This is a genomic window from Streptomyces sp. NPDC006655 (assembly GCF_040703965.1).
GTDB lineage: Bacteria > Actinomycetota > Actinomycetes > Streptomycetales > Streptomycetaceae > Streptomyces.
The window spans coordinates 23418-46150 of the sequence record NZ_JBEYJU010000057.1; the positions used below are offsets into that span (position 1 = coordinate 23418).

Here is a 22733-nt window from a genome sequence, read left to right on the forward strand (position 1 = left end):
GTCGGCCGCGGTCAGCGGTCGCCGTCGCGGCGGACCACCCGGGTCGCGTCGTGCCGTGGGACGGCCTCGCCCGGCACGGACCGGTCGGTGACGTACGTGGCGAGCCGCCGTCCGTCGCCGTACAGCCAGCGCCCCTCCCCCGGGTCGTACAGCCACATGGACTCGCCGTCGACCACCACCCCGATGCGCACCCCCTGGGTGCGGCCGCGGAACGACTCCCCGTCGAGGCCGTCGGCCAGCGCCTCGACGGCGGCACGGTAGTCGGCGAGGGCCCGTGCCGCGCGGTCCAGCAGGGGGCGCGGATCGGCGGCCGCGTCGGGCGGGCCGCCGGGCAGCGGCGGGTCCTGGGGCACGGCGACCAGGTAGCGGCCGTCGACCCAGGCGGCCCAGCCGTTGGCACAGCTGATGTGGGCCCAGTCGCCGCGCCGTTCCACGAGCCGGACCGGTAGCAGCGGGTCGAGGGGGACGGTCGGCCGGCCCGGGTCGGGGGCCTCCCAGGCGGCCATGCCGTCGGCCGGCACCACGTGGGTGGGCCGGAACGCCGGAGCGGTGGTCATCGCGTCGCCTACTTCCGCATCACGGCGGGTTCGTGCCGGCGCAGCAGCCGGGACAGCACCCAGCCGAAGACGGCCGACAGCACCAGCAGCATGACCATGTTGCGCAGCCAGACGTGCGCCGAGTGCCGGAAGTACGGATCGGCGGTGAGGGTGCCCGGCATGATGCGGTGCAGTTCGACGGTGCCGGCCATGGCGCCCAGCGCCCACCGCGAGGGCACCAGCCAGGCCAGCTGTTCGAGGCCGGGCACACCGTGGAGTCTCAGCAGGGTGCCGCAGAAGACCACCTGGACGACGGTGAGCAGCACCAGCAGCGGCATCGTCACCTCCTCCTTGCGGACCAGGGCGGAGACCAGCAGGCCGAGCATCATCGCCGTGAAGGAGAGCACCGCCACGGCGACGGTGAGCTCCAGCAGGGGCGGCATCAGCACGCCGTCGCCGGGCGCGTTCAGGTCGACGCCGGCCAGGCCCACCTGGGTGAGCACGATCGCCTGGAGCACGGTGATCGTGCCGAGGACGACGACCTTCGACATCACGTACGCGGACCTGGGCAGGCCGACGGCTCTCTCCCGCTGGTAGATGACCCGCTCCTTGACCAGCTCGCGCACCGCGTTGGCGGCGCCGGTCAGCACTCCGCCCACGCACAGGGTGAGCAGCGCGTTGGTGGCGGTGTCGAAGGTGAGCCTGTTCCCGGCGACGGCCCGGGCCATCGCGCCCATCACGAACGGCAGCCCGATCATGATGGCGAGGAAGGTCCGGTCGGCGAGGAGCGCGGCCGTGTACCGCCGCACCAGGGTGGAGAACTGGGCGCTCCAGCTGCGCGGCCGGGGCGGCGGGGCCGTGACCGTCGGCCCGGTGCGCGGCACCACCGGCTGGGCGCTGGAGTTCACGATGTACTTGCGGTGGTACGACGAGGCGCGGTACTCCTGCGCCCAGTCCCGGCCGGTGTCGTGTTCGAAGGCCTCGAAGGCCTCGGGCCACTCGTCGAACGCGAAGAAGCCAAGGGCCTCGCCCGGCGGCCCGAAGTAGGCGGTCCGGCCGCCCGGCGCGAGGACCAGCAGCCGGTCGCAGACGTCGAGGCTGAGCACGCTGTGGGTGACCACGATGACGGTACGGCCGTCGTCGGCGAGGCCGCGCAGCGTGTTCATCACCGAGCGGTCCATGCCGGGGTCGAGTCCGGAGGTCGGTTCGTCGAGGAAGAGCAGGGACGGTTTCGTGAGCAGTTCCAGGGCTACGCTGACCCGCTTGCGCTGCCCGCCGGAGAGGCTGTGCACGGGCTGGTCGGCGCGCTGTTCGAGGCCGAGTTCCCGGATGACCTCGTCGACCCGGCGCCGGCGCTCGGTCTTCGCGGTGTCCTCGGGGAACCGCAGTTCGGCGGCGTAGCCGAGGGCACCGCGCACGGTCAGCTGGACGTGCAGGATGTCGTCCTGCGGGACCAGGCCGATGCGCTGGCGCAGCTCGGCGTAGTCGCGGTAGAGGTCGCGGCCGTCGTAGAGGACGGTGCCGTGTTCGGCGGGGCGCTGGCCGGTGAGGGCGCCGAGCAGGGTGGACTTGCCGGCGCCGCTGGGTCCGACCACGGCGAGCAGGCACTTCTCCCCCACCGGGAAGGAGACGTGGTCCAGCAGGACCTTGCGGCCGCGGTCGACGGCGACGGTGAGTTCCTGGACGTCCAGGGAGACCTCGCCGGTGTCGACGTACTCCTGGAGCTGACCGTCGACCAGGCAGAAGGCCGAGTGGCCGACGCCGACGACGTCGCGGGGGCCGAGCGGCGCGCGGGTGACCGAGCGGCCGTTGAGGTAGGTGCCGTTGTGGCTGTCGAGATCGACGATCTCGTAGCTGCCGTCCGGGTGGGCGCGCAGTTCGGCGTGGTGGCGGGAGACGACGAGGTCGTCCACGACGACGTCGTTGTCGGGGGCGCGGCCGATTCGGACGGTGCGGGCGCGCAGCGGCCGTACCGAGGAGGGCTGCCGGAAGGTGCCGGTACGGCTGGGCATCGAGACGGCGAAGGGGCGGTCCGGTGCGGGCGGGGCGCGGCCGACGAGGACGCCGCCCGGGCCGTCGGCGGGGCTGCCGAAGCCGATGACCGTGCCGGGGCCGACCTCCCATTCCCGGATGCGGCGGCCGTCGGCGTAGGTGCCGTTCGTGCTGTTCTCGTCCGCCAGCGTCCAGTGGCCGTCCGCGGGTCGCAGCACCGCGTGGTGCCAGGAGACCCGGGTGTCGTCGATGCAGATGTCGCTCAACGGGTCGCGCCCGACGTGGTAGTCACGGCTCGGGCTCATCACCGTGGAGCCCGCGTCGGTCTCCAGCACGAGTTCGGGCGCGGTCGAGGCGACCGGCCACTCCGCCATGGCCAGAATTCTACCGATCCGGCCCCGTGCACGCCCGCTCGTGGCCGCCGGGCGGGGGCTTTCGGGCGTCAGGCGACGGGGACGACGAGTGCGGGGATGGTGCGCTGCATACGGAGGGCGTCGACGGATTCGGCGAGCAGTTCGTACTCGGTGGTCTCGTCCTGGACGGCGATCCGCACCAGCCGGCCGTCGGCCAGTTCGTCGGCGACGAGTTCCTGCCGGACGACGTCGGCGCACCAGGCCCGGAGCAGGCCGGGCACGTCGGGGACGGTCCCGGCGACCGGGACCAGCGAACCGTGCGGGTACCGGGGGTTCTCGGGTAACGGATCCAGCCGCTCCGCGATCCAGGAGGCCCGGTCCCGTAACCACCACAGCGCCAGGGCCAGGGTCGGCGCACGGTAGGTGCCGAGGGGAACGCCGATGCGCTGCCCGCCGCAGACGCCGTATGCCGTGACATGGCACAGGAATTCGTCGTGCACGATCACTCCCCCGTAGCTCGCCCGGTGTGCCGTCGCGGGCCGGTTCCGTGCGGCTCCTGTGCGGTGAAGTGCTCCTGAGATTCGAGTATGTTCACTTTCGAAACACTGTCACCATGCCTTTTTGGCCAGTCTCTTGGCATATTCGCCCTGCGAATTGGCCGAAATGCACGTGCTGTACCACGTCGCCTGCGAGACCTGAAGGATGGCGGCCCTGGAGGGGAAAGGTTCCGCCTGCGTGGCCGGTTCTGACGTGTCCGCGCCCGAAAGCCGAGGGCGACGCGGGCGCGTCCCCCTCGGCGACTTCTCACCGGCCGGCGGCCACGTCCGTCACCGGTTGACGATCGCGTCGATCCGGGCCAGTTCCTCCGTGTCGAAGTCGAGGTTGCCGATGGCTCCGACGCAGTCCTCGACCTGCCGCGGGCTGCTCGCACCGATCAGCGCCGAGGTGACCCGGCCGCCGCGCAGCACCCAGGACAGGGCGAGCTGGGCCAGGGTCTGGCCGCGGCCCTTGGCGAGCTCGTCGAGGGCGCGCAGCCGGCCCACCAGGTCCTCGGTGACCGCGTCCGAGTTCAGGAACGGGCTGTCGCTCGCGGCCCGGGAGCCCTCCGGGATGCCGTCCAGGTAGCGGCCGGTGAGCAGCCCCTGCTCCAGCGGGGAGAAGACGATGGAGCCGACCTGGAGCTCGTCGAGCGCGTCGAGGACGCCCTCGGTCTCCGGGCGCCGGTCGAGCATCGAGTAGCGCGGCTGGTGGATGAGGAGCGGGGTGCCGAGCTCGCCGAGGATCCGGGCGGCCTCCCGGGTCTGCTCCGCCGAGTAGTTGGAGATGCCGACGTACAGCGCCTTGCCCTGCTGGACCGCCGAGTGCAGCGCGCCCATCGTCTCCTCCAGGGGAGTCTCCGGGTCCGGGCGGTGCGAGTAGAAGATGTCGACGTAGTCCAGGCCCATCCGGGTCAGCGACTGGTCCAGCGAGGAGAGCAGGTACTTGCGCGAACCCCACTCGCCGTACGGTCCCGGCCACATCAGGTAGCCGGCCTTGGTGGAGATGACCAGCTCGTCGCGGTACCCGGCGAAGTCCGCCCGGAGCGCCTCGCCGAAGGCCGCCTCGGCGGCGCCGGGCGGCGGACCGTAGTTGTTGGCCAGGTCGAAGTGGGTGACACCGAGGTCGAAGGCACGGCGCAGGATGGCGCGCTGGGTCGTCACGGGCCGGTCGGGCCCGAAGTTGTGCCACAGGCCGAGCGACAGCGCGGGAAGCTTGAGGCCGCTGCGGCCGCTGCGGCGGTACGGCATGTCGGCGTAGCGGTCGGGGTGCGGGGTGTACAACGCGACTCCAGGGGGTTGGCACACGATCTACCGATCCCACTCTTTCCCGAGCCGCGGGCAGTGGTCCAACAGAAGAATCCGATGGAATTGTGCGGTTAGGCTTCTCAATCATGGAACTGCGCCACCTCCAGCACTTCGTCGCGGTCGCCGAGGACCAGCACTTCACCCGGGCCGCGGAGCGGCTGATGGTGTCGCAGTCGGGACTGTCCGCGTCCATCCGGGCCCTGGAGCGGGAACTGCGGGCGCCGCTCTTCGTGCGGACGACCCGCCGGGTGACCCTGACGGAGGCGGGACGTGCGCTGCTGGGCGAGGCGGAGCGCGTCCTCGCCCAGGTGCGGTCCGCGCGCGAGGCGGTGGCGGCCGTCCAGGGCGTGCTGCGCGGGACGCTGGCACTGGGCACCGAGCAGTGCATCGCCGGCGTGCACGTGGCGGGGCTGCTCGCCGCGTTCCGGCGCCGGCACCCGGACGTCGAGATCCGGCTGCGGCAGGCGGGCTCCGGCGCGCTGACCGAGGAGGTGGCGGCCGGCCGGCTCGACCTGGCCTTCGCCTACCGCACCCAGGACGACACCGACCAGTTGCGCTCGGTGTCCCTCACCGGCGAGCCGATGACCGTGCTGTGCCATCCCAGCCACCGGCTGGCCACCGCGGGCGTCGCGGTGGCCCCTCAGGACCTCGACGGGGAGGTGTTCGTCGACTTCCACCCCGACTGGGGCCCGCGCCGCACCACCGACGCCGCCTTCGCCGCGGCGGGCGTGCGGCGCACGGTCGCCCTGGAGGTCAACGACGTGCACAGCCTGCTCGACCTGGTCGACGAGAACCTCGGTATCGCCGTCGTACCCCGCCACTTCCGGCACAAGCGGCCGGCGCTCACCGCGCTCGCGCTCAAGGACACGGACGAGACGGCGTACGAGACGGTCGCCCTGCTGCCGCCGCGGACCGCCACCAGTCCGGCGGCCCGGGCCCTGATCACCCTCCTCGAAACCGGTTGACCGATTCCGGACGCACGACGACCGGCGATGCGCGATCGTGGTCGTATGCATGCAAGGGACATCCTCATCGACGGCTTCGGCCGCATCCAGGAAGAAGTCCATGCCGCCCTCGACGGCCTCGATCCCGACCTGCTCAACAGGCGCCCGGCCGCCGGCGCCAACTCCGTCACCTGGCTGGTCTGGCACCTCACGCGGGTGCAGGACGACCATGTGGCCGACGCCTTCGGACTGGAGCAGGTGTGGCCGGCCCAGGGCTGGGCGAAGCGCTTCGGCCTCGACCTGCCGGTCCGGGACCACGGCTACGGCCACACCGCCGCGCAGGTCGCGAAGGTCACCGTGGACTCCGGCGACCTGCTGACCGGCTACTACGACGCGGTGCACGAGCAGACCCTCGGGGCCCTGCGCGGGCTTGCCGCGAAGGATCTCGAACGCGTCGTGGACGAGCGCTGGGATCCGCCGGTCACGCTGGGCGTCCGGCTGGTGAGCGTCCTGGCCGACGACCTTCAGCACGTCGGGCAGGCCGCCTACCTGCGGGGACTGCTTCAGAGCGCGGAGGCGTAACCCGGCAGCACGACGTCCTCGATGAGGGCCCTGCGCTCGTCGAACGGGATGAACGCGCTCTTCACGGCGTTCAGGGTGACCGCGCGCAGGTCCTCGACGGTCCAGCCGGCCTGCTCGACCAGCAGGGTCATCTCGCGGGTCATCGTCGTCCCCGAGACCAGCCGGTTGTCGGTGTTGAGGGTGACCCGGAAGCCCAGCTCCTTCAGCGCGCTGATCGGGTGCTCGGCGATGGAGGTGGCGCAGCCGGTCTGGAGGTTGGAGGTGGGGCACATCTCCAGGGCGATCCGGCGGTCGCGCACCCAGCTCGCGAGGCGGCCGAGCTTGCCGTCCACGATGTCCTCGGTGATCCGCACCCCGTGCCCGATGCGCTGGGCACCGCAGGCCTGGACCGCCTGGTGGATGCTGGGCAGTCCGAAGGCCTCACCGGCGTGGATGGTGAACGGCACGCTCTCGTCGCGCAGCAGTTCGAAGGCATCCAGGTGGTCGGCGGCCGGGAAGCCGTCCTCGGCACCGGCGATGTCGAAGCCGACGACACCGGCGTCCCGGTAGGCGACGGCCAGCTCGGCCGCCTCCCGGACCCGGTCGAACATCCGCATGCCGCAGAGCAGGGTGCCGACGCGCACCGGCGTGCCGGCGGCGGCCGCCTTGGCCATGCCCGCGGCGAGCCCCTCCTGCACGGCCGCCACCACCTCGCCCATCGCGAGACCGCCCCGGACGTTCAGCTCGGGGGCGTAGCGCACCTCGCCGTACACGACGCCGTCGGCGGCGAGGTCGAGGACGTACTCCTCGGCGACGCGCCGCAGCCCCTCTCGGGTCTGCAGCACGGCGAGGGTGTGCTCGAAGGTGGCTATGTAGCGGACCAGGTCACCGGAGTCGGCGGCCTCGACGTACCAGGCCGCCAGCTCGTCCGGGTCGGTGGTGGGCAGGGTGTGGCCGACCTCGGCGGCGAGCTCGACGAGGGTGGCGGGGCGCAGGCCGCCGTCGAGGTGGTCGTGCAGGACGGCCTTCGGGAGGCGGCGGATCACATCTGCGTCTACGCGCGTAGCGGTCATGGTGGGCTGTCCTCGGCAGGTGGTTCGAAGTGATCGGTCAGGCAGCGGGCTGGAGCAGGTCCCAGCGGTTTCCGTAGAGGTCCTGGAAGACGGCGACGGTGCCGTACGGCTCGTGCCGCGGCTGCTCCAGGAAGGTCACACCGGCGGCGGCCATCCGGGCGTGGTCGCGGGCGAAGTCGTCGGTGTGCAGGAAGAACCCGACGCGCCCGCCGGTCTGGTCGCCGACCCGGGCCCGCTGGCCGTCGCCCTTGGCGCGGGCGAGCAGCAGTCCGGTGCCCCCGCCCTCCGCACCGGGTTCGACGACGACCCAGCGGGAGCCGTCCGGGCGGGGCGCGTCCTCGACGAGCCGGAATCCCAGGGCCTCGGTGTAGAAGCTGATCGCCTCGTCGTAGTCGCCGACGACGAGGGTGACCAGGGCGACGCGTCGCATGGGGGCCTTTCGGGTGGGGCGGTTAGCGGGAGAGGTTATACGTAAAACGTCAGGGACGCCAGCCGCCGCCTCTGCGGGCCCGCTTCCCGACGGACTACTTGCCCGCTTCTCCCTGCGCGACCTCGACGCGATGGTGGAAGTCGGCCATCCCGGTCACCGACGCCACGCACGACAGGCCGGCACTGGCCGCCAGAAGCAGCGCGATCCATGCCCCGGCCCGGCGCTCCCGGCGCGGCGCCGCCAGCAGCGCGTGCACCCGGCGCGGCACCGGCCCCGAGGCGGCCCCGGGGACGAACGCCGGCCGCTCGACGCCGCCCTCGCCCTGCCCCGCCAGCGCGGCCCGGGCGATCGCGCGCGCCGTCAGCCGCCGGTCCCCCACCGCACGGGCCGCGGCCTCGTCGGCCACCCGCTCCACGGCCAGCCGGATGACGTCCCGGACCCGGCGCAGCGCGGGGTGACAGTGCGCGGCGAACTCGGCCGCGGCGAGGAAGTAGTGGTGCCCGCCCGCGTTGTGCGCCCGCTCGTGCGCGAACAGCGCCTCCCGCTCGCCCCCGTCGAGGGTGCGCAGCATCCCCGTGGTGACGACGATCCGGTGCGGCCGGCCGGGCAGCGCGTACGCGTCGGGACACGGCGAGTCCACCACGCACAGGTCACCCGCGGCCGGTCCCGCCCCCGCCTCGGTGCGGGCCGCGCGGAAGGCACGCGTCTGCCGGAGCGCCGACCGCACGAGGGTCCAGGCGGAGACGGCGAGACCGCCGACCGACAGCGCGGCCAGCGGCAGGACGAAGCGGTCGGAGGCGGTGTGCAGCGGCCGGATCAGCTCGCCCAGCGAGGCGAAGAACGGCAGTCTGAGCAGCCCGGTGAGGACGAATGCGCCGAGCGCGGCGAGCGCGCAGCCCGCGGCGGCGACGGCCGAGACGGCGACCGCCCACAGCGCTGCGGCGGGCGCCAGCCTTTCGAGGGCCCGCCGGGACAGCGCCGGCAGGGCGAACGGCACCAGCAGGGGGAGGATCAGCAGGCCGATCACGTCGCACCGGACTGCTCGTCGGCTTCGAGGAGCGTGCGCAGGACGCGCTCGTCGTCGGGGCTGAGCTGGGCGACGAAGCGGGCGAGCACGGTCTTGCGGTCGCCGTCGCGGTCGAGTTCGCTGTGCATCCGTCGCGCGGTGAGACCCTGGGCGTCCTGGACGGGGACGTAGGCGTAGCCGCGGCCCCGGCGGTGCCGGTCGACCACGCCCTTGTCGTGCAGCCGGGTGAGGATGGTCGTCACGGTGGTGCGGGCCAGGTCCGTGCCGAGGCTGCGCTGCACCTCGCCGGGGGTCTGGGGGGCACCGGCCGCCCACAGGGCCGCCATGACGCTCGCCTCGAGTTCGCCGGCGGGCCGGCGTTCGTCCTTCCCGTCGGCCATGGAAGGCTCCTCACCCCTTCTTCGTGCTCGGTCCGGCTCTTCGTCCTCGGTCCGGCAGATCGTCTACGCCAGTGTAGTCAGCCGGGCCCGGTCACGCCCACGATTCGTCGCGGGGGGCCGTCGTCACGGGCCGGGTGTGCAGGGCGTCCATGCGGGCCGGCTCCTCGTCGGTGAGCCGGACGGCGCCCGCCGCGACGTTCTCGGCCAGGCGGTCCGGGTTGCCGGTGCCGGGAGCGGCGAGCGCGGAAGCGGAAGAATGCTGGTCATGACCGTTGCCGTGCATCCGCTCGTCGCCCGCGCCCGCGAACTCGCCGACGGCCTCCTGGCGCCCGCCGCCGAGCGGGTCGACCAGGAGGGTGTCCCCCTCGGCCACATCGAGGCGATCAAGCGCTCGGGGCTGCTCGGAGTGGGCGCGCCGGTGGCCTACGGCGGCGCGGCGGCGCCCGCGGCGGTCGTACGCGAGACGGCCGAGATCCTGGCCGGGGCGTGCTGCTCGACCTGGTTCGTGCAGACGCAGCACCACACGCCGGTGCAGACCCTGGTCACGTCCCGACTTCCGGTGCGGGAGCGGCTGTTGGGTCCGCTGGCGCGCGGTGAGCTGCTGTCCGGGGTGGCGTACGCGCACCTTCGCTCGTACCCGCGGGTCCCGGTGCGGGTCCGGGCGGAGGCGGGCGGCCGGCGCTTCCACGGCACCGTGCCCTGGTACACCGGCTGGGGCCTGAACGACGTGCTGCTGCTCGCCGGCGTGACCGAGGACGACGAGGCGTTGTTCGCGTTCGTCGAGGCGCGGGAGCAGCCGGGGCTGCGGGCGTCGGAGCCGATGCGGCTGGCGGCGCTCACCGCGGCCCGGACGGTGTCCCTGGAGCTGGACGGCCTGTGGGTGCCGGAGGAGGCGGTGGCGCTGCGGACGCCGTACGGGGACTGGGCGGCGGCGGACCGCCCGAAGACCCGCAACGCCAACCCGGCGGTCTTCGGGATCACTCGGGCGGCCCTCGCGCTGGTCGAGGACGCGTACGCCGCTCCCTTGCGGGTCCGCCTCGACGAGGTTCGCCGCCGGGCCTACGCGCTCGCCGACCATCCGGTGCCGCGGGAGCACACCGGCGAACGTCTCGCCCTGCGGGCGGAGGCGTTCACGCTGATGCGCGCGGCGACGGCGGCGGCCGTGGTGGCGGGCGGCGGCCGGGCGACGGCCCTGGACAGCCGCGCCCAACGGCTGGCGCGGGAGGCGCTGTTCCTGCTGGTCCAGGGCCAGACGGCAGAGTCGCGCGCGGCCCACCTGGGGAAGCTGGCGGAGCAACCCGGCTGACCTCCGGCACCGCGGTCGTCCGCCCGCGCCTGCGTGCGGTTCCTCCCTCAGCCCCGGAGCCGGGACATCGCCGGGTCGAACAACGGCTCCTCGGCCACCACCGCCGCCACGCGCTGGTCGAAGTAGCCGATCCGCACCGCCGTCCCGGGTACCGCCAGCTCCGCCGGCAGCCACGCGTAGGCGATCCCCTTGCCGACCGTGTAGCCGTAGGCGGCGCTGGTCACGTAGCCGACGGCGCGATCCCCGTCGTACACCGGTTCCTTGCCCATGACCACGGCCCGCGGGTCGTCGACGGTGAGGCAGGTCAGCCGCCGCCGTACGTCCGCCGCGCGCCGCTCCAGCGCGGCCTTGCCGACGAAGTCGCCCTTGTCGAGCCGGACGGCGAAACCGACGCCGGCCTCGTAGGGGTCGTGCTCGAAGGTCATGTCGGTGCCGAAGGAGCGGTAACCCTTCTCCAGGCGGAGGCTGTTGAAGGCGCCGCGCCCGGCGATGATCCCGCCGAGCGGCTGGGCGGCGGCCCACAGGGTGTCCCAGAGTTTCCGTCCCTGGTCGGCGGTGGTGTACAGCTCCCAGCCGAGTTCGCCGACGTACGACAGGCGCATCGCGGTGACCGGCACCGAGCCGATGTAGGCGCGCTTGGCGCGGAAGTACTTGAGGCCGTCGCCCGAGAAGTCCTCGTCGGTGAGGGGCTGGAGGACCTCGCGGGCGAGCGGGCCCCACAGGCCGATGCAGCAGGTGCCGGGGGTGATGTCGCGGACCTGGACCCGGCCTCCCCCAGCTACCGCTGGGAGGTGCCCCCAGCCGGGGAGGTGGCGGGTGAACCAGTCGAGGTCGAGGTTGCCGTTGGCGCCCACCTGGAAGAGGTCGCGGCCGAGGCGGGCCACGGTGATGTCGCTGCGGATGCCGCCGTCGTGGTCGAGCAGCAGGGTGTACGTGACCGAGCCGACGGACTTGGCGACCTTGCCGGTGACCAGGCCCTCCAGGAAGTCGGCGGCGCCCGGACCGGTGACCTCCAGGCGTTTGAGGGCCGTCATGTCGTACATCGCGACGGTCTCGCGGGTGACCTGGGCCTCGGCGCCGACGATCGGTGACCAGTAGCGGGCGGCCCAGTCGTTCGGGGTGGGGATCTCGCGGCCGTCGAGGAGCGGCGCATTGGCCTCGTACCACTGGGGGCGCTCCCAGCCGTTCGCCTCCAGGAAGAACGCGCCGTGTTCCTGCTGGCGGGCGTGGAAGGGGCTGGTGCGGATCGGGCGCGGCTTCCCGCTCGGCTGGAGGGGGTGGAGGATGTCGTACACCTCGGCGAAGTTCTGGCAGTCGCGGGCCAGGACGTACTCGGGGGCCAGTTGGTGCGGCTCGAAGCGGTTGACGTCGCACTCGTGCAGGTCGAACGAGGAGCAGTGGCCGTCGACCAGCCATTCGGCGACCGCGCGTCCGACGCCCGCGGAGTGGGTGACCCAGACGGCCTCGGCGACCCAGAAGCCCTTGACGTCCGGGGACTCGCCGAGCAGGGGGTAGCCGTCGGTGGTGAAGGAGAACAGGCCGTTGATGCCCTCCTCGACCTTGGCCTCGCGGGTGGCGGGCAGGAGGGACTGCGTCTCGGTCCAGGCGTCCTCGAAGTCGTCCTCGGTGAACTTCAGGACCGAGGGCATCGGTCCGGCCTCGTCGACGGGGCGGATGTCGTCGGCGGAGATGGGCATGGGGCGGTGGCCGTAGAAGCCGATGCCGATGCGGTCGAAGCGGTCGCGGTAGTAGAGGTCGGCGTCCTGGTGGCGCAGGATGGGGCGGACGGCCTCCTCGGTCTGGCCGGCGAGGGCGGGGACCGGGCCGGTCCAGGCGAGCTGGTGGGCGAGCGGCGTGAGCGGCAGGTTCATGCCGACCATGCGGGCGATCCGGGGGCCCCAGATGCCGGCGCAGCAGACGACGACGTCGGCGGGGAGCTCGCCCCGGTCGGTCACCACGGCGGTGACGGCGCCGTCGCTCTGCCGGACGTCGAGGACCTCGTGGTGGGCCAGGAAGCGCACCCCGCGTCCGGCGGCCCGGCGGATCTGGGCCTCGACGGCGAGGACGGCCTTGGCGAGGCCGTCGGTGGGGACGAGGAGGCCGCCGAGGACCCGGTCGCGGTCGACGAGCGGGTGCCGTGCCACGCACTCGTCCGGGTCGAGCAGGCGGGCCTCGATGCCCCAGGCGGTGATCCAGCCGTGCCGGCGGTGGAGTTCGGCGAGGCGCTCGGGGGTGGTGGCCACTTCGAGGCCGCCGACCTGGAGGAAGCAGGGCTCGCCGTCGACGTCGAGAGAGCAGAACTTCTCGACGGTGTAGCGCGCCAGTTCCGTCATGGTCTTCGAGGGGTTCGTCTGGAAGACCAGGCCCGGGGCGTGCGAGGAGGAACCCCCGGTCGCCGGCAGGGGGCCCTGGTCGACCACGGTCACCTCGGTCCAGCCGCGTGCGGAGATCTCGTCCGCGAGGGCCGCCCCCACGACGCCCGCTCCGATGATGACCACTCGGGGTCCCGCCATCGCCCAACCTCCGAACTTGAGACCGGTGCAGTTGCTCTTTACGCAACATGATTCAGGCTGCGCAACTCAATGTGCCCGTCGCCGAGGAGGGGTGTCAAGGGGGCGGTGACGCCCGGCGACGGCCCCGGCCACGGCCCCGGTGCCGGCCGGAAAAGGGAACGCCCGGCGGGCGGCGCGCACAGCCGCGCACCGCCCGCCGGGCGTCTCGGGACCAGCTCCTTCGCGACCGGGGCTACTTCAGCCAGGCCTTGACCTTGTCGGGGTTGGCGTCGACCCACTTCTTCGCCGCCGCGTCGTCCGACAGCTTGTCCACGGCGATGTACTTGGCCACGGTGTTCTGGTCTTCGTTGGTCCAGTGGAAGTTCTTCACGAGCTTGTAGGCAGGGCTGCCCGACTTGGCGAAGCCGGCGCTGACGATCTTGTCCAGGTCGTAGACGGGGTAGTCGCAGGCGACCTTCGCCGCGTCGGCGTCGCAACCCGTCGTGTACTTCGGCAGGTTCACCTTCACCAGCGGCACCTCGGACAGGAACCACTGCGGTTCGTAGAAGTAGCCGATCAGCCACTGCTTGTTCTTCTCGGCCGTGCGGTAGGCCTGGATGAGCGCGGTCTCGCTGCCCGCGTACACCACCTTGAAGTCCAGCTTCAGATTCGTCACCAGGGCGGCGTCGTTGGTCACGTACGACGGGTCGCCGTCGAGGAGCTGGCCCTTGCCGCCCGACTCCGACGTCTTGAAGTTCGCGGCGTACTTGTTCAGGTTCTTCCAGTCGGTGATGTCGGGGTGCGCCTTGGCCAGCCACGGCGGGACGTACCAGCCGATGATGCCCTTGTTGCCGGTGGAGCCGGCCTCCACGGCCGTCTTCTGCCCGGTGATGTACTTCTTCTTCAGGTCGTCGTGGCCCCAGTTCTCCAGGACCGCGTCGACCTCACCGGTCCCGAAGCCCTGCCAGGCGATCTCCTCCTTGAGGTCCTTCTTGTTGACGGTGCAGCCGAGGTCGTGCCGCGCGACGTAGGCGACGACCGCCGCGTCCGCCTCGTAGCCGACCCAGGGGTTGACGGCGAGGTTGAAGGTGCCGCACTTGCCGCCCGAGGACGTCGAGCCGGCCGAGCCGCTGTCGCCGACCTTCGCGCCGCCGCAGGCCGTGAGGGTGAGTCCGAGGACGGCCAGGCCGGCCGCGCCGGCTCGCCAGTGTTGTGCCATGGTGTAGTGCTCCTTATGCCCGGGTGCGTCGTGCCGCAGCCTGAGTGATCCGGTCGAACATGACTCCGAGCAGTACGATGGCGAGCCCTGCCGCCAGCCCCTTGCCGTACAGCTCACCCTGCGAGAAACCGGCCACGACGTCGTAGCCGAGGGCGCCCGCCCCCACCAGGCCGCCCACCACAACCATCGACAGCACGTAGATGAGGCCCTGGTTGGTCGCGAGGGTCAGGGCGCCGCGTGCCATCGGCAGCTGGACCTTGGTGATGATCTGCCAGGTGCTGCACCCGGCCGAGGTGGCCGCCTCCACCGTGGACTCCGGGACGTTCCGCACGCCGTCCGCGATGATCTTGATGGCGACGGGTGCCGCGTAGACGACGGCCGCGACGATCGCCGTGAAGCGGGTGGCGCCGAAGAGCGCCAGGAACGGCACCAGGTAGACGAACGGCGGCATGACCTGGGCGGCGTCCAGGGTGGGCCGGATCAGCCGGTCGACCAGTTCGCTGCGTCCCATCCACACGCCGAAGACCGCGCCGAGCAGCATCACCAAGGCGGTGGCCACGGCGGTCGAGGCGAGGGTGGTCATGCTGTCCGACCACAGCCCCGTGCCGACCAGCAGCCCCACGCACACCGCGGCCGTCACCGCCGCCCACCGGCCGCCGAGCAGCGCCCCCAGTGCGACGAGGACGGCACCGACCAGCCACCACGGGGAGTCGGTGAGCAGCGTCTGGAACGGGTTGAGCAGACCGTTGGTGAGGGTGTCGCGCAGCGCGTTGGTCAGGCCGGAGACATGGTCCTGGAGCCAGCCGGTCGTGGTGTCGGCGGCGCTCGCGATGTGGCTGCCCACGGTGCCGTCACCGGGGAACTCGGCCGCCCAGACGTATGTGTGGGAGAGGTAGACCAGGACGAGGGCCGCGATCCCGCCCGCCCCCAGCAGCGGGCGGCGCCACCTGAGGAAGCGGTCGCCTCCGGTGCGCCGGGCCTCGGTACGCGCGGCGGCGGCCGTGGTGACCCGGTCCAGCACGATCGCCATGACGACGATGGCGAGCCCGGCGTTGAAGGCGGTGCCGACGTCGAGTGACTGCAGGGCCTGGACGACGGTCTTGCCGAGGCCGGGCGCGTCGATCAGGGCCGCGATGGTCACCATGGCCAGGGCGGCCATGATGGTCTGGTTGACGCCCATCACCACGGTGCGCTTCGACATCGGCAGCAGCACCTTCACCAGTTGCTGGGTGCGGGTGGTGCCGAGCGAGTCGGCCGCCTCGACGGTGGTCTCGGGGACGGACCGGATGGCGTGTGCGGTGATGCGGATGGCGGGCGGTGCCGCGTAGATCACGGTGGTGATCACGGCGGACGCCCCGCCGATGAGGAAGATCAGGGTCAGCGGGGCGAGGTAGACGAAGGTCGGCATCGTCTGCATGAAGTCCAGGAACGGCGTCATGACCCGGTTGAACCGGTCGGAGAGCCCGGCCCAGACGCCCAGCGGGATGCCGATGAGCAGGGCGACGAGCACCGCGGACAGGGTCAGCGCCAGGGTGTCCATGCTCTCCTGCCACAGGCCCTGCAGCCCGAAGAAGGTGAACCCGGCCACGGCCAGCAGCGCGACCCGCCAGTTCCCGACGGCCCAGGAGACGTAACCGACGAGTCCGACCACCCCGAGCCAGCCGACCTGCGGGACCGGACGGGAGCCGGTGGGCTGGGAGATCAGGGACTGGACGAAGGTGACCAGGTTGTCGATGACCAGGCGGATCTCGTTGAAGAAGTAGAGGAAGACCGGGCTGGAGTTGCGGTTGGCGCCGATGCTGTCGTTGACGTCGTTGAGCCAGCGGTGCAGACCGGTGAGGTCCGCGGCGGCCAGGGTCAGGGTCCCCCGGCCGCGGAACACGGCGAAGAGCAGCAGCCACACCACGAGGATCGCCGCCACCACCAGGGGGCGGCCGGCCTTCCGCCGCATCGGGGCGACCGGTGCGGTCGCGTCGGCGACGGCGGCCATCAGGCGCCGCCGTCCTGTCCGGCGACGACGGACAGGATCTCCTCGTCGCCGACGATGCCGAGCAGCTTGCCGTGCTCGACGACCTTGACCGGTTTCTCGGCGGCGAGCACCGCCCGGGTGGCCTCGCGCACCACGACGTCCGGTCCCAGCTCGGGGCCGTCCAGCGCGTCGCCGGGCTCGGCGGGCCGCATGATCCAGCGCAGGGTGAGGACGTCACCGCGCGGCACGTCCTTCACGAAGTCCCGCACGTAGTCGTCGGCCGGTGCACCCACCAGTTCGTCACCGGTGCCGCACTGGACCATCTTGCCGTCCCGCATGATCAGGATGCGGTCGCCCAGCTTGAGGGCCTCGGCGAGGTCGTGGGTGATGAACACCATGGTCTTGCCGACCTCGTGGTGCAGGCGGATGACCTCGCTCTGCATGTCACGGCGGATGAGCGGGTCGAGCGCGGAGAACGGCTCGTCGAAGAAGAGCACGTCCGGGTCGCCGGCCAGGGCGCGGGCGAGGCCGACGCGCTGCTGCATACCGCCGGAGAGCTGATCGGGGTAGGAGTTCTCATAACCCGCCAGGCCCACGAGTTCGACCGTCTCCAGGGCCCGCTTCATCCGTTCTGCCCTGCCCATGCCCCGGATCTCCAGGCCGAAGGCCACGTTGTCCACGACCTTGCGGTGCGGCAGCAGGCCGAAGTGCTGGAAGACCATGGAGAACTTGCTGCGCCGCAGCTCGCGCAGGCGCCGGGCGTCGGCGCCCCGGATGTCCTCGCCCTCGAAGACGACCTCGCCCGCGGTGGGTTCGATCAGCCGGGTCAGACATCGCACGAGGGTGGACTTGCCGGACCCGGACAGGCCCATCACGACGAAGACCTCGCCGTTCGACACCTCGAAGTTCACGTCCCGGACGGCGGCGGTGCAGCCGGTGCGGTCCATGAGTTCGCGACGGGTGAGGCCGCACAACTCCTCGGAGCCCGGTACCTCGTCGGCCTTCGGACCGAACACCTTCCACAGCCGGCGCACGGAGATGACCGGGGTACGATCCCGGGGGTCCTGGGACGTGCCGCGCCGCTGCGACACCTCGGTCTGGGCTGGGGTCATGATCGGCCTCTTTTCGGCGTCAGCCGCGGAACCAGTGCTGCGGCCGGGGTTGGATGTTCTGCCAGACGTGCTTGGGCTCCCGGTACTCGTCCAGGCCGGTCGGTCCCAGCTCACGGCCCACGCCCGAATGCCCGAACCCACCCCATTCCGCCTGCGGCACGTAGGGGTGGTAGTCGTTGATCCACACGGTGCCGTGGCGCAGTCGCCGGGCGACCCGCTGGGCCTTGCCCGCGTCCTGGGTCCAGACGGCTCCGGCGAGGCCGTACTCCGTGTCGTTGGCGATGCGGACGGCGTCGTCCTCGTCGCGGAAGCGCTCGACCGTGAGCACCGGCCCGAAGGACTCCTCGTGCACCACCCGCATGTCCTGCCGGCACTCGTCGAGGACGGTGGGCGGGTAGTAGTGGCCGCCCGCGAGCGCGGGGTCGTCGGGCCGGGCACCCCCGCAGCGCAGTACGGCGCCCTCGGCGAGACCGGCGGCCACGTACGCCTCGACCTTCTCGCGGTGCTGCGCGGAGATCAGCGCCCCGGTCTCGGCCTCGGGATCGAAGGGGCCGCCGAGGCGGATCAGCCGGGCCCTGCGCACGACCTCGTCGACGAAGACGTCGTGGATCGAGTCCTCAACGACCAGCCGGGCGCCGGCCGAGCAGACCTGCCCGGAGTGCAGGAAGACGGCGGTGAGCGCGAAGTCCACGGCGGTGTCGAAGTCGGCGTCGGCGAAGACCACGTTGGGGTTCTTGCCGCCGAGTTCGAGGGCGACCTTCTTCACGGTGGCGGCGGCGGTGGCCATGAGGTGCCGGCCGGTGTCCAGTCCGCCGGTGAAGGACACCATGTCGACGCCGGGGTGTTCGGCCAGGGGTGCGCCGGCCTCGGGCCCGGCGCCCAGGACGAGATTGGCGGCGCCGGCCGGCAGGCCCGCCTCCGCCAGTGCCTTCATCAGCAGGATCGAGGTGGAGGGGGTGAGCTCGCTCGGCTTGAGGACGACCGTGTTGCCCGCGAGCAGGGCCGGGGCGACCTTCCAGGAGGCCTGCAACAGCGGGTAGTTCCAAGGGGTGATCAGTGCGCAGACGCCGACGGGTTCGTAGGTGACCCGGCTGAGCGCGTCGTCCCGGCCGGTGTCGACCACCCGGCCCGCGTCCGTCCCGGCGATGCCGCCGTAGTAGCGGAAGCAGGAGACGACGTCGGCGATGTCGTACTCGCTCTCCACCAGGCGCTTGCCGGTGTCCAGGGACTCGGCGCGGGCGAACTCCTTCGCGTCGCGCTCGATGATGCCCGCGGCGCGCAGCAGCAGGGCGCCGCGGTCCCGCTCGGCGGTGCGCGGCCAGGGTCCCTCGTCGAACGCGCGCCGGGCGGCGGTGATCGCGGCCTCGGTGTCGGTGCGGGTGGCCTCCGAGACCGTGGCGACGAGAGTGCCGTCCGCCGGGCAGCGGATCTCCCGGAGGCCGCCGGCCACCGCGTCGCGCCATTCACCGTCCACGTACAGATCTGCCACGGCCGCGCCCTTCGAGCCCGAACTTCGCGTTGCGTATTGCGCATTGGATTGCTTGTGGTGGAACACCCTGGCCGAACAGGCTGACGAACGTCAAGGGGTCCGCGTATCCCGATTCGGCCGCGGAAAGAGCGCGCCGCCGCACGGCCGCACGGCGGCGCCCGGCGGCTACCCGGCCTGCTGCTTCTGGGCGTCGCGAAGCCGGTAGTACGCGGCCTTCGACGGCGCGAGCGGCTCCTTGCCGAGGATCAGGTCGGCCGCCTTCTCGGCGATCATCATCACCGGGGCGTAGATGTTGCCGTTGGTGACGTACGGCATCACCGAGGCGTCCACCACCCGCAGTCCGTCCACGCCGTGCACCCGCATGCTCGTCGGGTCGACGACGGACATCTCGTCGGTGCCCATCTTGCAGGTGCAGGACGGATGCAGCGCAGTCTCGCCGTCCTCGGCGACCCAGGCGAGGATCTCCTCGTCGGTCGCCACGGACGGGCCGGGTGAGATCTCGCCGTCGTTGTAGGGGGCGAGGGCGGGCTGGTCGAGGAGGTGGCGGGCGACCCGGACCGCCTCGACCCACTCGCGGCGGTCCTGCTCCGTGGAGAGGTAGTTGAAGCGCAGGGCCGGGTGTTCGCGCGGGTCCCTGCTCCTGATCTTCACCGAGCCGCGGGCGTCGGAGTACATGGGTCCGACATGGACCTGGTAGCCGTGGCCGCCGGCCGGCACCGAGCCGTCGTAGCGGACCGCGATGGGCAGGAAGTGGAACATCAGGTTGGGGTAGTCCACGTCGTCGTTGCTGCGGCAGAAGCCGCCGGCCTCGAAGTGGTTGGTCGCGGCCGGCCCCTTGCGGAAGAGCCACTGCAGGCCGATGAGGGGGGCGCGCCACTTCGCCAGGTACGGCTGGACGGAGACGGGCTGCTTGCAGGCGTACTGGATGTACACCTCCAGGTGGTCCTGGAGGTTCTCGCCGACGCCCGGCAGGTCGTGCACGACGTCGATGCCGAGGGCGCGCAGCTCCCGCGCGTCGCCGATGCCGGAGAGCTGGAGCAGCTGCGGGGAGTTGATCGCGCCGCCGCACAGGACCACCTCCTTGGCGTGGACCTGCTGGAGGGCGCCCCTGCCGCGCCGGTACTCGACGCCGACGGCCTTCTTGCCCTCGAAGAGGACGCGGGTGACCAGGGCGCGTGTTTTCACGGTGAGGTTGGGGCGCTTCCTGGCGGGCTTGAGGTACGCCTTGGACGCCGACAGGCGCCGGCCGCGGTGGACGTTGCGGTCGAACTTGGCGAAGCCCTCCTGCCGGTAGCCGTTGACATCGTCGGTGGGCGCGTACCCCGCCTCCTCGGTCGCCTCGAGGAAGGCGGTGAAGAGCGGGTTGGTGGCCGGACCGCGCTCCAGCACCAGGGGGCCGTCGTGGCCGCGGAACTCGTCGTCCGGGTCGGCGGCCAGGCAGTTCTCCATCCGGCGGAAGTACGGCAGGCAGTGGGCGTAGTCCCAGGTCTCCATGCCGGGGTCGGCGGCCCAGCGCTCGTAGTCCATGGGGTTGCCGCGCTGGAAGATCATGCCGTTGATGCTGCTGGAGCCGCCCAGCACCTTGCCGCGGGCGTGGTAGATCCGGCGGCCGCCCATGTGGGGCTCGGGCTCGGACTCGTACTTCCAGTCGTAGAAGCGACTGCCGATGGGGTAGGTCAGCGCGGCGGGCATGTGGATGAACACGTCCCACGGGTAGTCGGGGCGGCCCGCCTCGAGGACGAGCACCCGGTTGCCGGGGTCGGCCGAGAGCCGGTTGGCCAGCGCGCTGCCGGCCGAGCCGCCGCCGACGATGACGAAGTCGTACTGCAAGGGAGCCATGGTGCCTCGTCTCGCTCGCGCCGTCGATGTGCGCGGCATGCTAGTACGGGTAGCGCTATACGCACTAGGTTGCGAACAACGCAACTTGTAAGATCTTTGTTCACATCGCGTTACTTGGAGCGTGTTGTTTACTGCGCGTATAGTTTCGCCATGAGCAACTACAGTCCGGATACCGAAACGAACGGCTCATCTTCTGGCGGCGTGCAGTCCGTGGACCGCGCCATCAGCGTCCTGGAGATCCTGGCTCAGCGTGGCGAGGCGGGCGTGAGCGAGGTGGCCGCCGAGATCGATGTTCACAAGTCGACCGCGTTCCGTCTGCTCGGCGCCCTGGAGGCGCGCGGCCTGGTGGAGCAGGCGGGCGAGCGCGGCAAGTACGCGCTCGGCTTCGGCATCGTACGCCTGGCGGGGGCCGTCACGGGCCGTATCGACGTCACCCAGCAGGGCCGGCAGGTGTGTGAGCGGCTGGCCGAGGAGATCGGCGAGACGGTCAACCTCGCGGTGATGCAGGAGCACTACGCGATCAACCTGTACCAGGTGCGCGGTACGGCCGCGGTCAGCGCGCACAACTGGGTCGGTCAGCTCACCCCGCTGCACGCCACCTCCAGCGGCAAGATCATGCTGGCCCACCTGCCCGCCAAGGAGCGGGCCGCGCTGGTCTCGGACGCCGGACTGAAGAAGGTGACCCCGCACACCATCTCCTCGAAGGCGAAGCTGGAGAAGAACCTCGCCGACGCCCGGGAACGCGGTTACGCCTGGACGCTGGAGGAGCTGGAGATCGGGCTGCACGCCATGGCCGCACCGATCCGGGACCGTGAAGGCCGGGTCATCGCGTCCATCAGCGCCTCCGGGCCGTCCTACCGGTTCACCGAGGAGCGGATGCACGAGCTGGCTCCGGTGCTGGTCAAGGGCGCGGAGGAGATCAGCCACCGCATGGGGTACCTGGGCTGAACGCCCGCGGGACGACCGCCGCAGGACGACCGCCGAAGGGCCCGCGTTCAGCTCCTCGCGCGGGCCGCGGACGTCACCGCGGCGCCGTGCCGAGCCGCTCGTGCACCCAGTCGTGGAACGCGCCGATGTGGTGCTCGCTGGGGACCAGCACACCTCCCTTGGCGTACAGCCGTGAACCCATCCCGGGCTGGGTCCGTTCGCAGGCCTCGAAGTCCTGGCGGTTCACCCGGTCGAAGAGCTCCACCGACCGGCTGACGTCCTTGCCGCTCGCCACCACGTGCGGGAGATAGAGCCAGTCGCACTCCACGACCGTCCGGTCGACGGCGACCGGGTACATCCGGTGGAAGATCACGTGGTCCGGCACCAGGTTGATGAACACCTGCGGTTTGACGGTGATCGCGTAGTAGCGCCGGTCCTGGTCCTCGGAGACGCCGGGGATGCGGTCCAGTCCCTCGGAGCCGTCCACGGTGAACCCCTGGACGTCCGTGCCGAACTCGGCGCCGTGGCCGACGTAGTACTGCGCCGCGTAGCCGTCGGCGAACTCGGGCAGCACCTCGGTGAGTTCGGGGTGGATGGTGGCGCAGTGGTAGCACTCCATGAAGTTCTCGATGATGAGCTTCCAGTTGGCCCGCACGTCGTAGACGATCCGCCGGCCCACCGACAGGTTGTCGATGTCGTAGCGCTCGATCGACGCGACGTCACCGAGGCGCTCGACGACGGCCCCGATCACGTCCTCCTCGAAGGCGGGCGGATCCTCCGCGAGGCACACCCACACGTAGCCGAGCCATTCCCGCACCGCCACCGGGGCCAGGCCGTACTCGGTGCGGCCGACGTCGGGCATCTTGGTGAGGTTGGGGGCGGCGACCAGCTTGCCGTCCAGGTCGTAGGTCCAGGCGTGGTAGGGGCACTGGAAGGCACGCCTGACCTCGCCGGTCTCCTCGGTGCAGAGTCTGGCCCCGCGGTGCCGGCAGACGTTGAAGTACGCGCGGATCGACCGGTCCCGGGCGCGGGTGACGAGGATGGACTCGCGGCCCACGTCGACGGTGCGGAAGGCGCCGGGCTTCGGCAGGTCGGCGGCGCGGGCGACGCAGAACCACATCGCCTCGAAGATGCGCTCCTGCTCCTGGGCGAAGATCCCGGGATCCGTGTAGGCGGAACCGGGGAGGGTGGCGATCAGGCTGTCCGGCAGGCTGGTCGAGGTCACGGTGCACTCCTCGGA

Annotated in this window: 20 protein-coding genes; 4 read left to right on the top strand and 16 right to left on the bottom strand. The window is 71.7% G+C overall.

The features are described from left to right. Positions 1-11 precede the first annotated feature (11 nt). From AB0958_RS28550 to mgrA, 4 genes are all read right to left on the bottom strand, one after another. On the bottom strand, positions 12-557 hold the full coding sequence (locus AB0958_RS28550) for a hypothetical protein (protein WP_366893351.1): 546 nt from the start codon (positions 555-557) through the stop codon (positions 12-14). Between the two features lie 8 nt (positions 558-565). Further along, positions 566-2902, bottom strand: coding sequence for an FHA domain-containing protein (locus tag AB0958_RS28555; protein ID WP_366893352.1), 2337 nt, complete (start codon positions 2900-2902; stop codon positions 566-568). A 68-nt stretch (positions 2903-2970) separates the two neighbouring features. After that, positions 2971-3381 carry a hypothetical protein gene (locus AB0958_RS28560; protein ID WP_132894060.1) on the bottom strand — a complete coding sequence of 137 codons (411 nt, stop codon included), beginning with the start codon at positions 3379-3381 and terminating at the stop codon, positions 2971-2973. Positions 3382-3708: 327 nt separating this feature from the next. After that, complete coding sequence (gene mgrA / locus AB0958_RS28565) at positions 3709-4701, bottom strand: L-glyceraldehyde 3-phosphate reductase (protein WP_366893353.1); 993 nt, start codon at positions 4699-4701, stop codon at positions 3709-3711. A 110-nt stretch (positions 4702-4811) separates the two neighbouring features. Between mgrA and AB0958_RS28570 the strand changes: the two genes are divergently transcribed. Both AB0958_RS28570 and AB0958_RS28575 read left to right on the top strand, forming a co-directional pair. Then, on the top strand, positions 4812-5690 hold the full coding sequence (locus tag AB0958_RS28570; RefSeq protein ID WP_366893354.1) for a LysR substrate-binding domain-containing protein: 879 nt from the start codon (positions 4812-4814) through the stop codon (positions 5688-5690). Between the two features lie 45 nt (positions 5691-5735). Continuing rightward, positions 5736-6251, top strand: a complete 516-nt coding sequence (locus AB0958_RS28575) for a DUF664 domain-containing protein (protein WP_366893355.1) — start codon at positions 5736-5738, stop codon at positions 6249-6251. Here AB0958_RS28575 and AB0958_RS28580 read toward each other — a convergent pair. The 5 genes from AB0958_RS28580 to AB0958_RS28600 form a co-directional block, all read right to left on the bottom strand. Beyond that, a complete protein-coding gene (locus AB0958_RS28580; protein WP_366893356.1) occupies positions 6233-7303 on the bottom strand; it encodes an adenosine deaminase in 1071 nt (356 codons plus the stop codon). The genes AB0958_RS28575 and AB0958_RS28580 overlap by 19 nt on opposite strands. A gap of 37 nt (positions 7304-7340) precedes the next feature. After that, on the bottom strand, positions 7341-7733 hold the full coding sequence (locus AB0958_RS28585) for a VOC family protein (RefSeq protein WP_366893357.1): 393 nt from the start codon (positions 7731-7733) through the stop codon (positions 7341-7343). A gap of 94 nt (positions 7734-7827) precedes the next feature. Continuing rightward, entirely contained in the window at positions 7828-8760 is a 933-nt protein-coding gene (locus AB0958_RS28590) for a M56 family metallopeptidase (RefSeq protein WP_366893358.1), read from the bottom strand. After that, positions 8757-9140, bottom strand: a complete 384-nt coding sequence (locus AB0958_RS28595) for a BlaI/MecI/CopY family transcriptional regulator (RefSeq protein ID WP_366893359.1) — start codon at positions 9138-9140, stop codon at positions 8757-8759. The genes AB0958_RS28590 and AB0958_RS28595 overlap by 4 nt, the downstream gene beginning before the upstream one ends. A 91-nt stretch (positions 9141-9231) precedes the next feature. Then, complete coding sequence (locus tag AB0958_RS28600) at positions 9232-9423, bottom strand: hypothetical protein (RefSeq protein ID WP_366893360.1); 192 nt, start codon at positions 9421-9423, stop codon at positions 9232-9234. Here AB0958_RS28600 and AB0958_RS28605 point away from each other — a divergent pair. Then, complete coding sequence (locus AB0958_RS28605) at positions 9406-10446, top strand: acyl-CoA dehydrogenase family protein (protein WP_366893361.1); 1041 nt, start codon at positions 9406-9408, stop codon at positions 10444-10446. The two genes, AB0958_RS28600 and AB0958_RS28605, sit on opposite strands and share 18 nt — an antisense overlap. 47 nt (positions 10447-10493) lie before the next feature. Here AB0958_RS28605 and AB0958_RS28610 read toward each other — a convergent pair whose 3' ends face one another. From AB0958_RS28610 to betA, 6 genes are all read right to left on the bottom strand, one after another. Beyond that, positions 10494-12959: an FAD-dependent oxidoreductase gene (locus tag AB0958_RS28610; protein ID WP_366893362.1), complete on the bottom strand. Its 2466-nt coding sequence runs from the start codon at positions 12957-12959 to the stop codon at positions 10494-10496. Between the two features lie 232 nt (positions 12960-13191). Further along, positions 13192-14157: an ABC transporter substrate-binding protein gene (locus AB0958_RS28615; RefSeq protein WP_366893363.1), complete on the bottom strand. Its 966-nt coding sequence runs from the start codon at positions 14155-14157 to the stop codon at positions 13192-13194. A gap of 13 nt (positions 14158-14170) precedes the next feature. Beyond that, positions 14171-16147: an ABC transporter permease subunit gene (locus AB0958_RS28620; RefSeq protein ID WP_366893364.1), complete on the bottom strand. Its 1977-nt coding sequence runs from the start codon at positions 16145-16147 to the stop codon at positions 14171-14173. Continuing rightward, the gene (locus tag AB0958_RS28625) at positions 16147-17238 is read right to left on the bottom strand and encodes a glycine betaine/L-proline ABC transporter ATP-binding protein (protein ID WP_366893365.1); all 1092 of its coding nucleotides are present in this window, start codon (positions 17236-17238) and stop codon (positions 16147-16149) included. Before AB0958_RS28625 ends, AB0958_RS28620 begins: the two co-directional genes overlap by 1 nt. A gap of 19 nt (positions 17239-17257) precedes the next feature. Then, the gene (locus AB0958_RS28630) at positions 17258-18727 is read right to left on the bottom strand and encodes an aldehyde dehydrogenase family protein (protein WP_366893366.1); all 1470 of its coding nucleotides are present in this window, start codon (positions 18725-18727) and stop codon (positions 17258-17260) included. Between the two features lie 165 nt (positions 18728-18892). Further along, entirely contained in the window at positions 18893-20566 is a 1674-nt protein-coding gene (gene betA, locus AB0958_RS28635) for a choline dehydrogenase (protein WP_366893367.1), read from the bottom strand. A 150-nt stretch (positions 20567-20716) separates the two neighbouring features. Here betA and AB0958_RS28640 point away from each other — a divergent pair, with 150 nt between their 5' ends. After that, positions 20717-21514, top strand: a complete 798-nt coding sequence (locus tag AB0958_RS28640; RefSeq protein ID WP_366893368.1) for an IclR family transcriptional regulator — start codon at positions 20717-20719, stop codon at positions 21512-21514. Positions 21515-21587: 73 nt separating this feature from the next. Here the strand turns inward: AB0958_RS28640 and AB0958_RS28645 are convergent, their stop codons facing one another. Beyond that, entirely contained in the window at positions 21588-22718 is a 1131-nt protein-coding gene (locus AB0958_RS28645; protein ID WP_366893369.1) for an aromatic ring-hydroxylating dioxygenase subunit alpha, read from the bottom strand. Between the last annotated feature and the right edge of the window lie 15 nt (positions 22719-22733).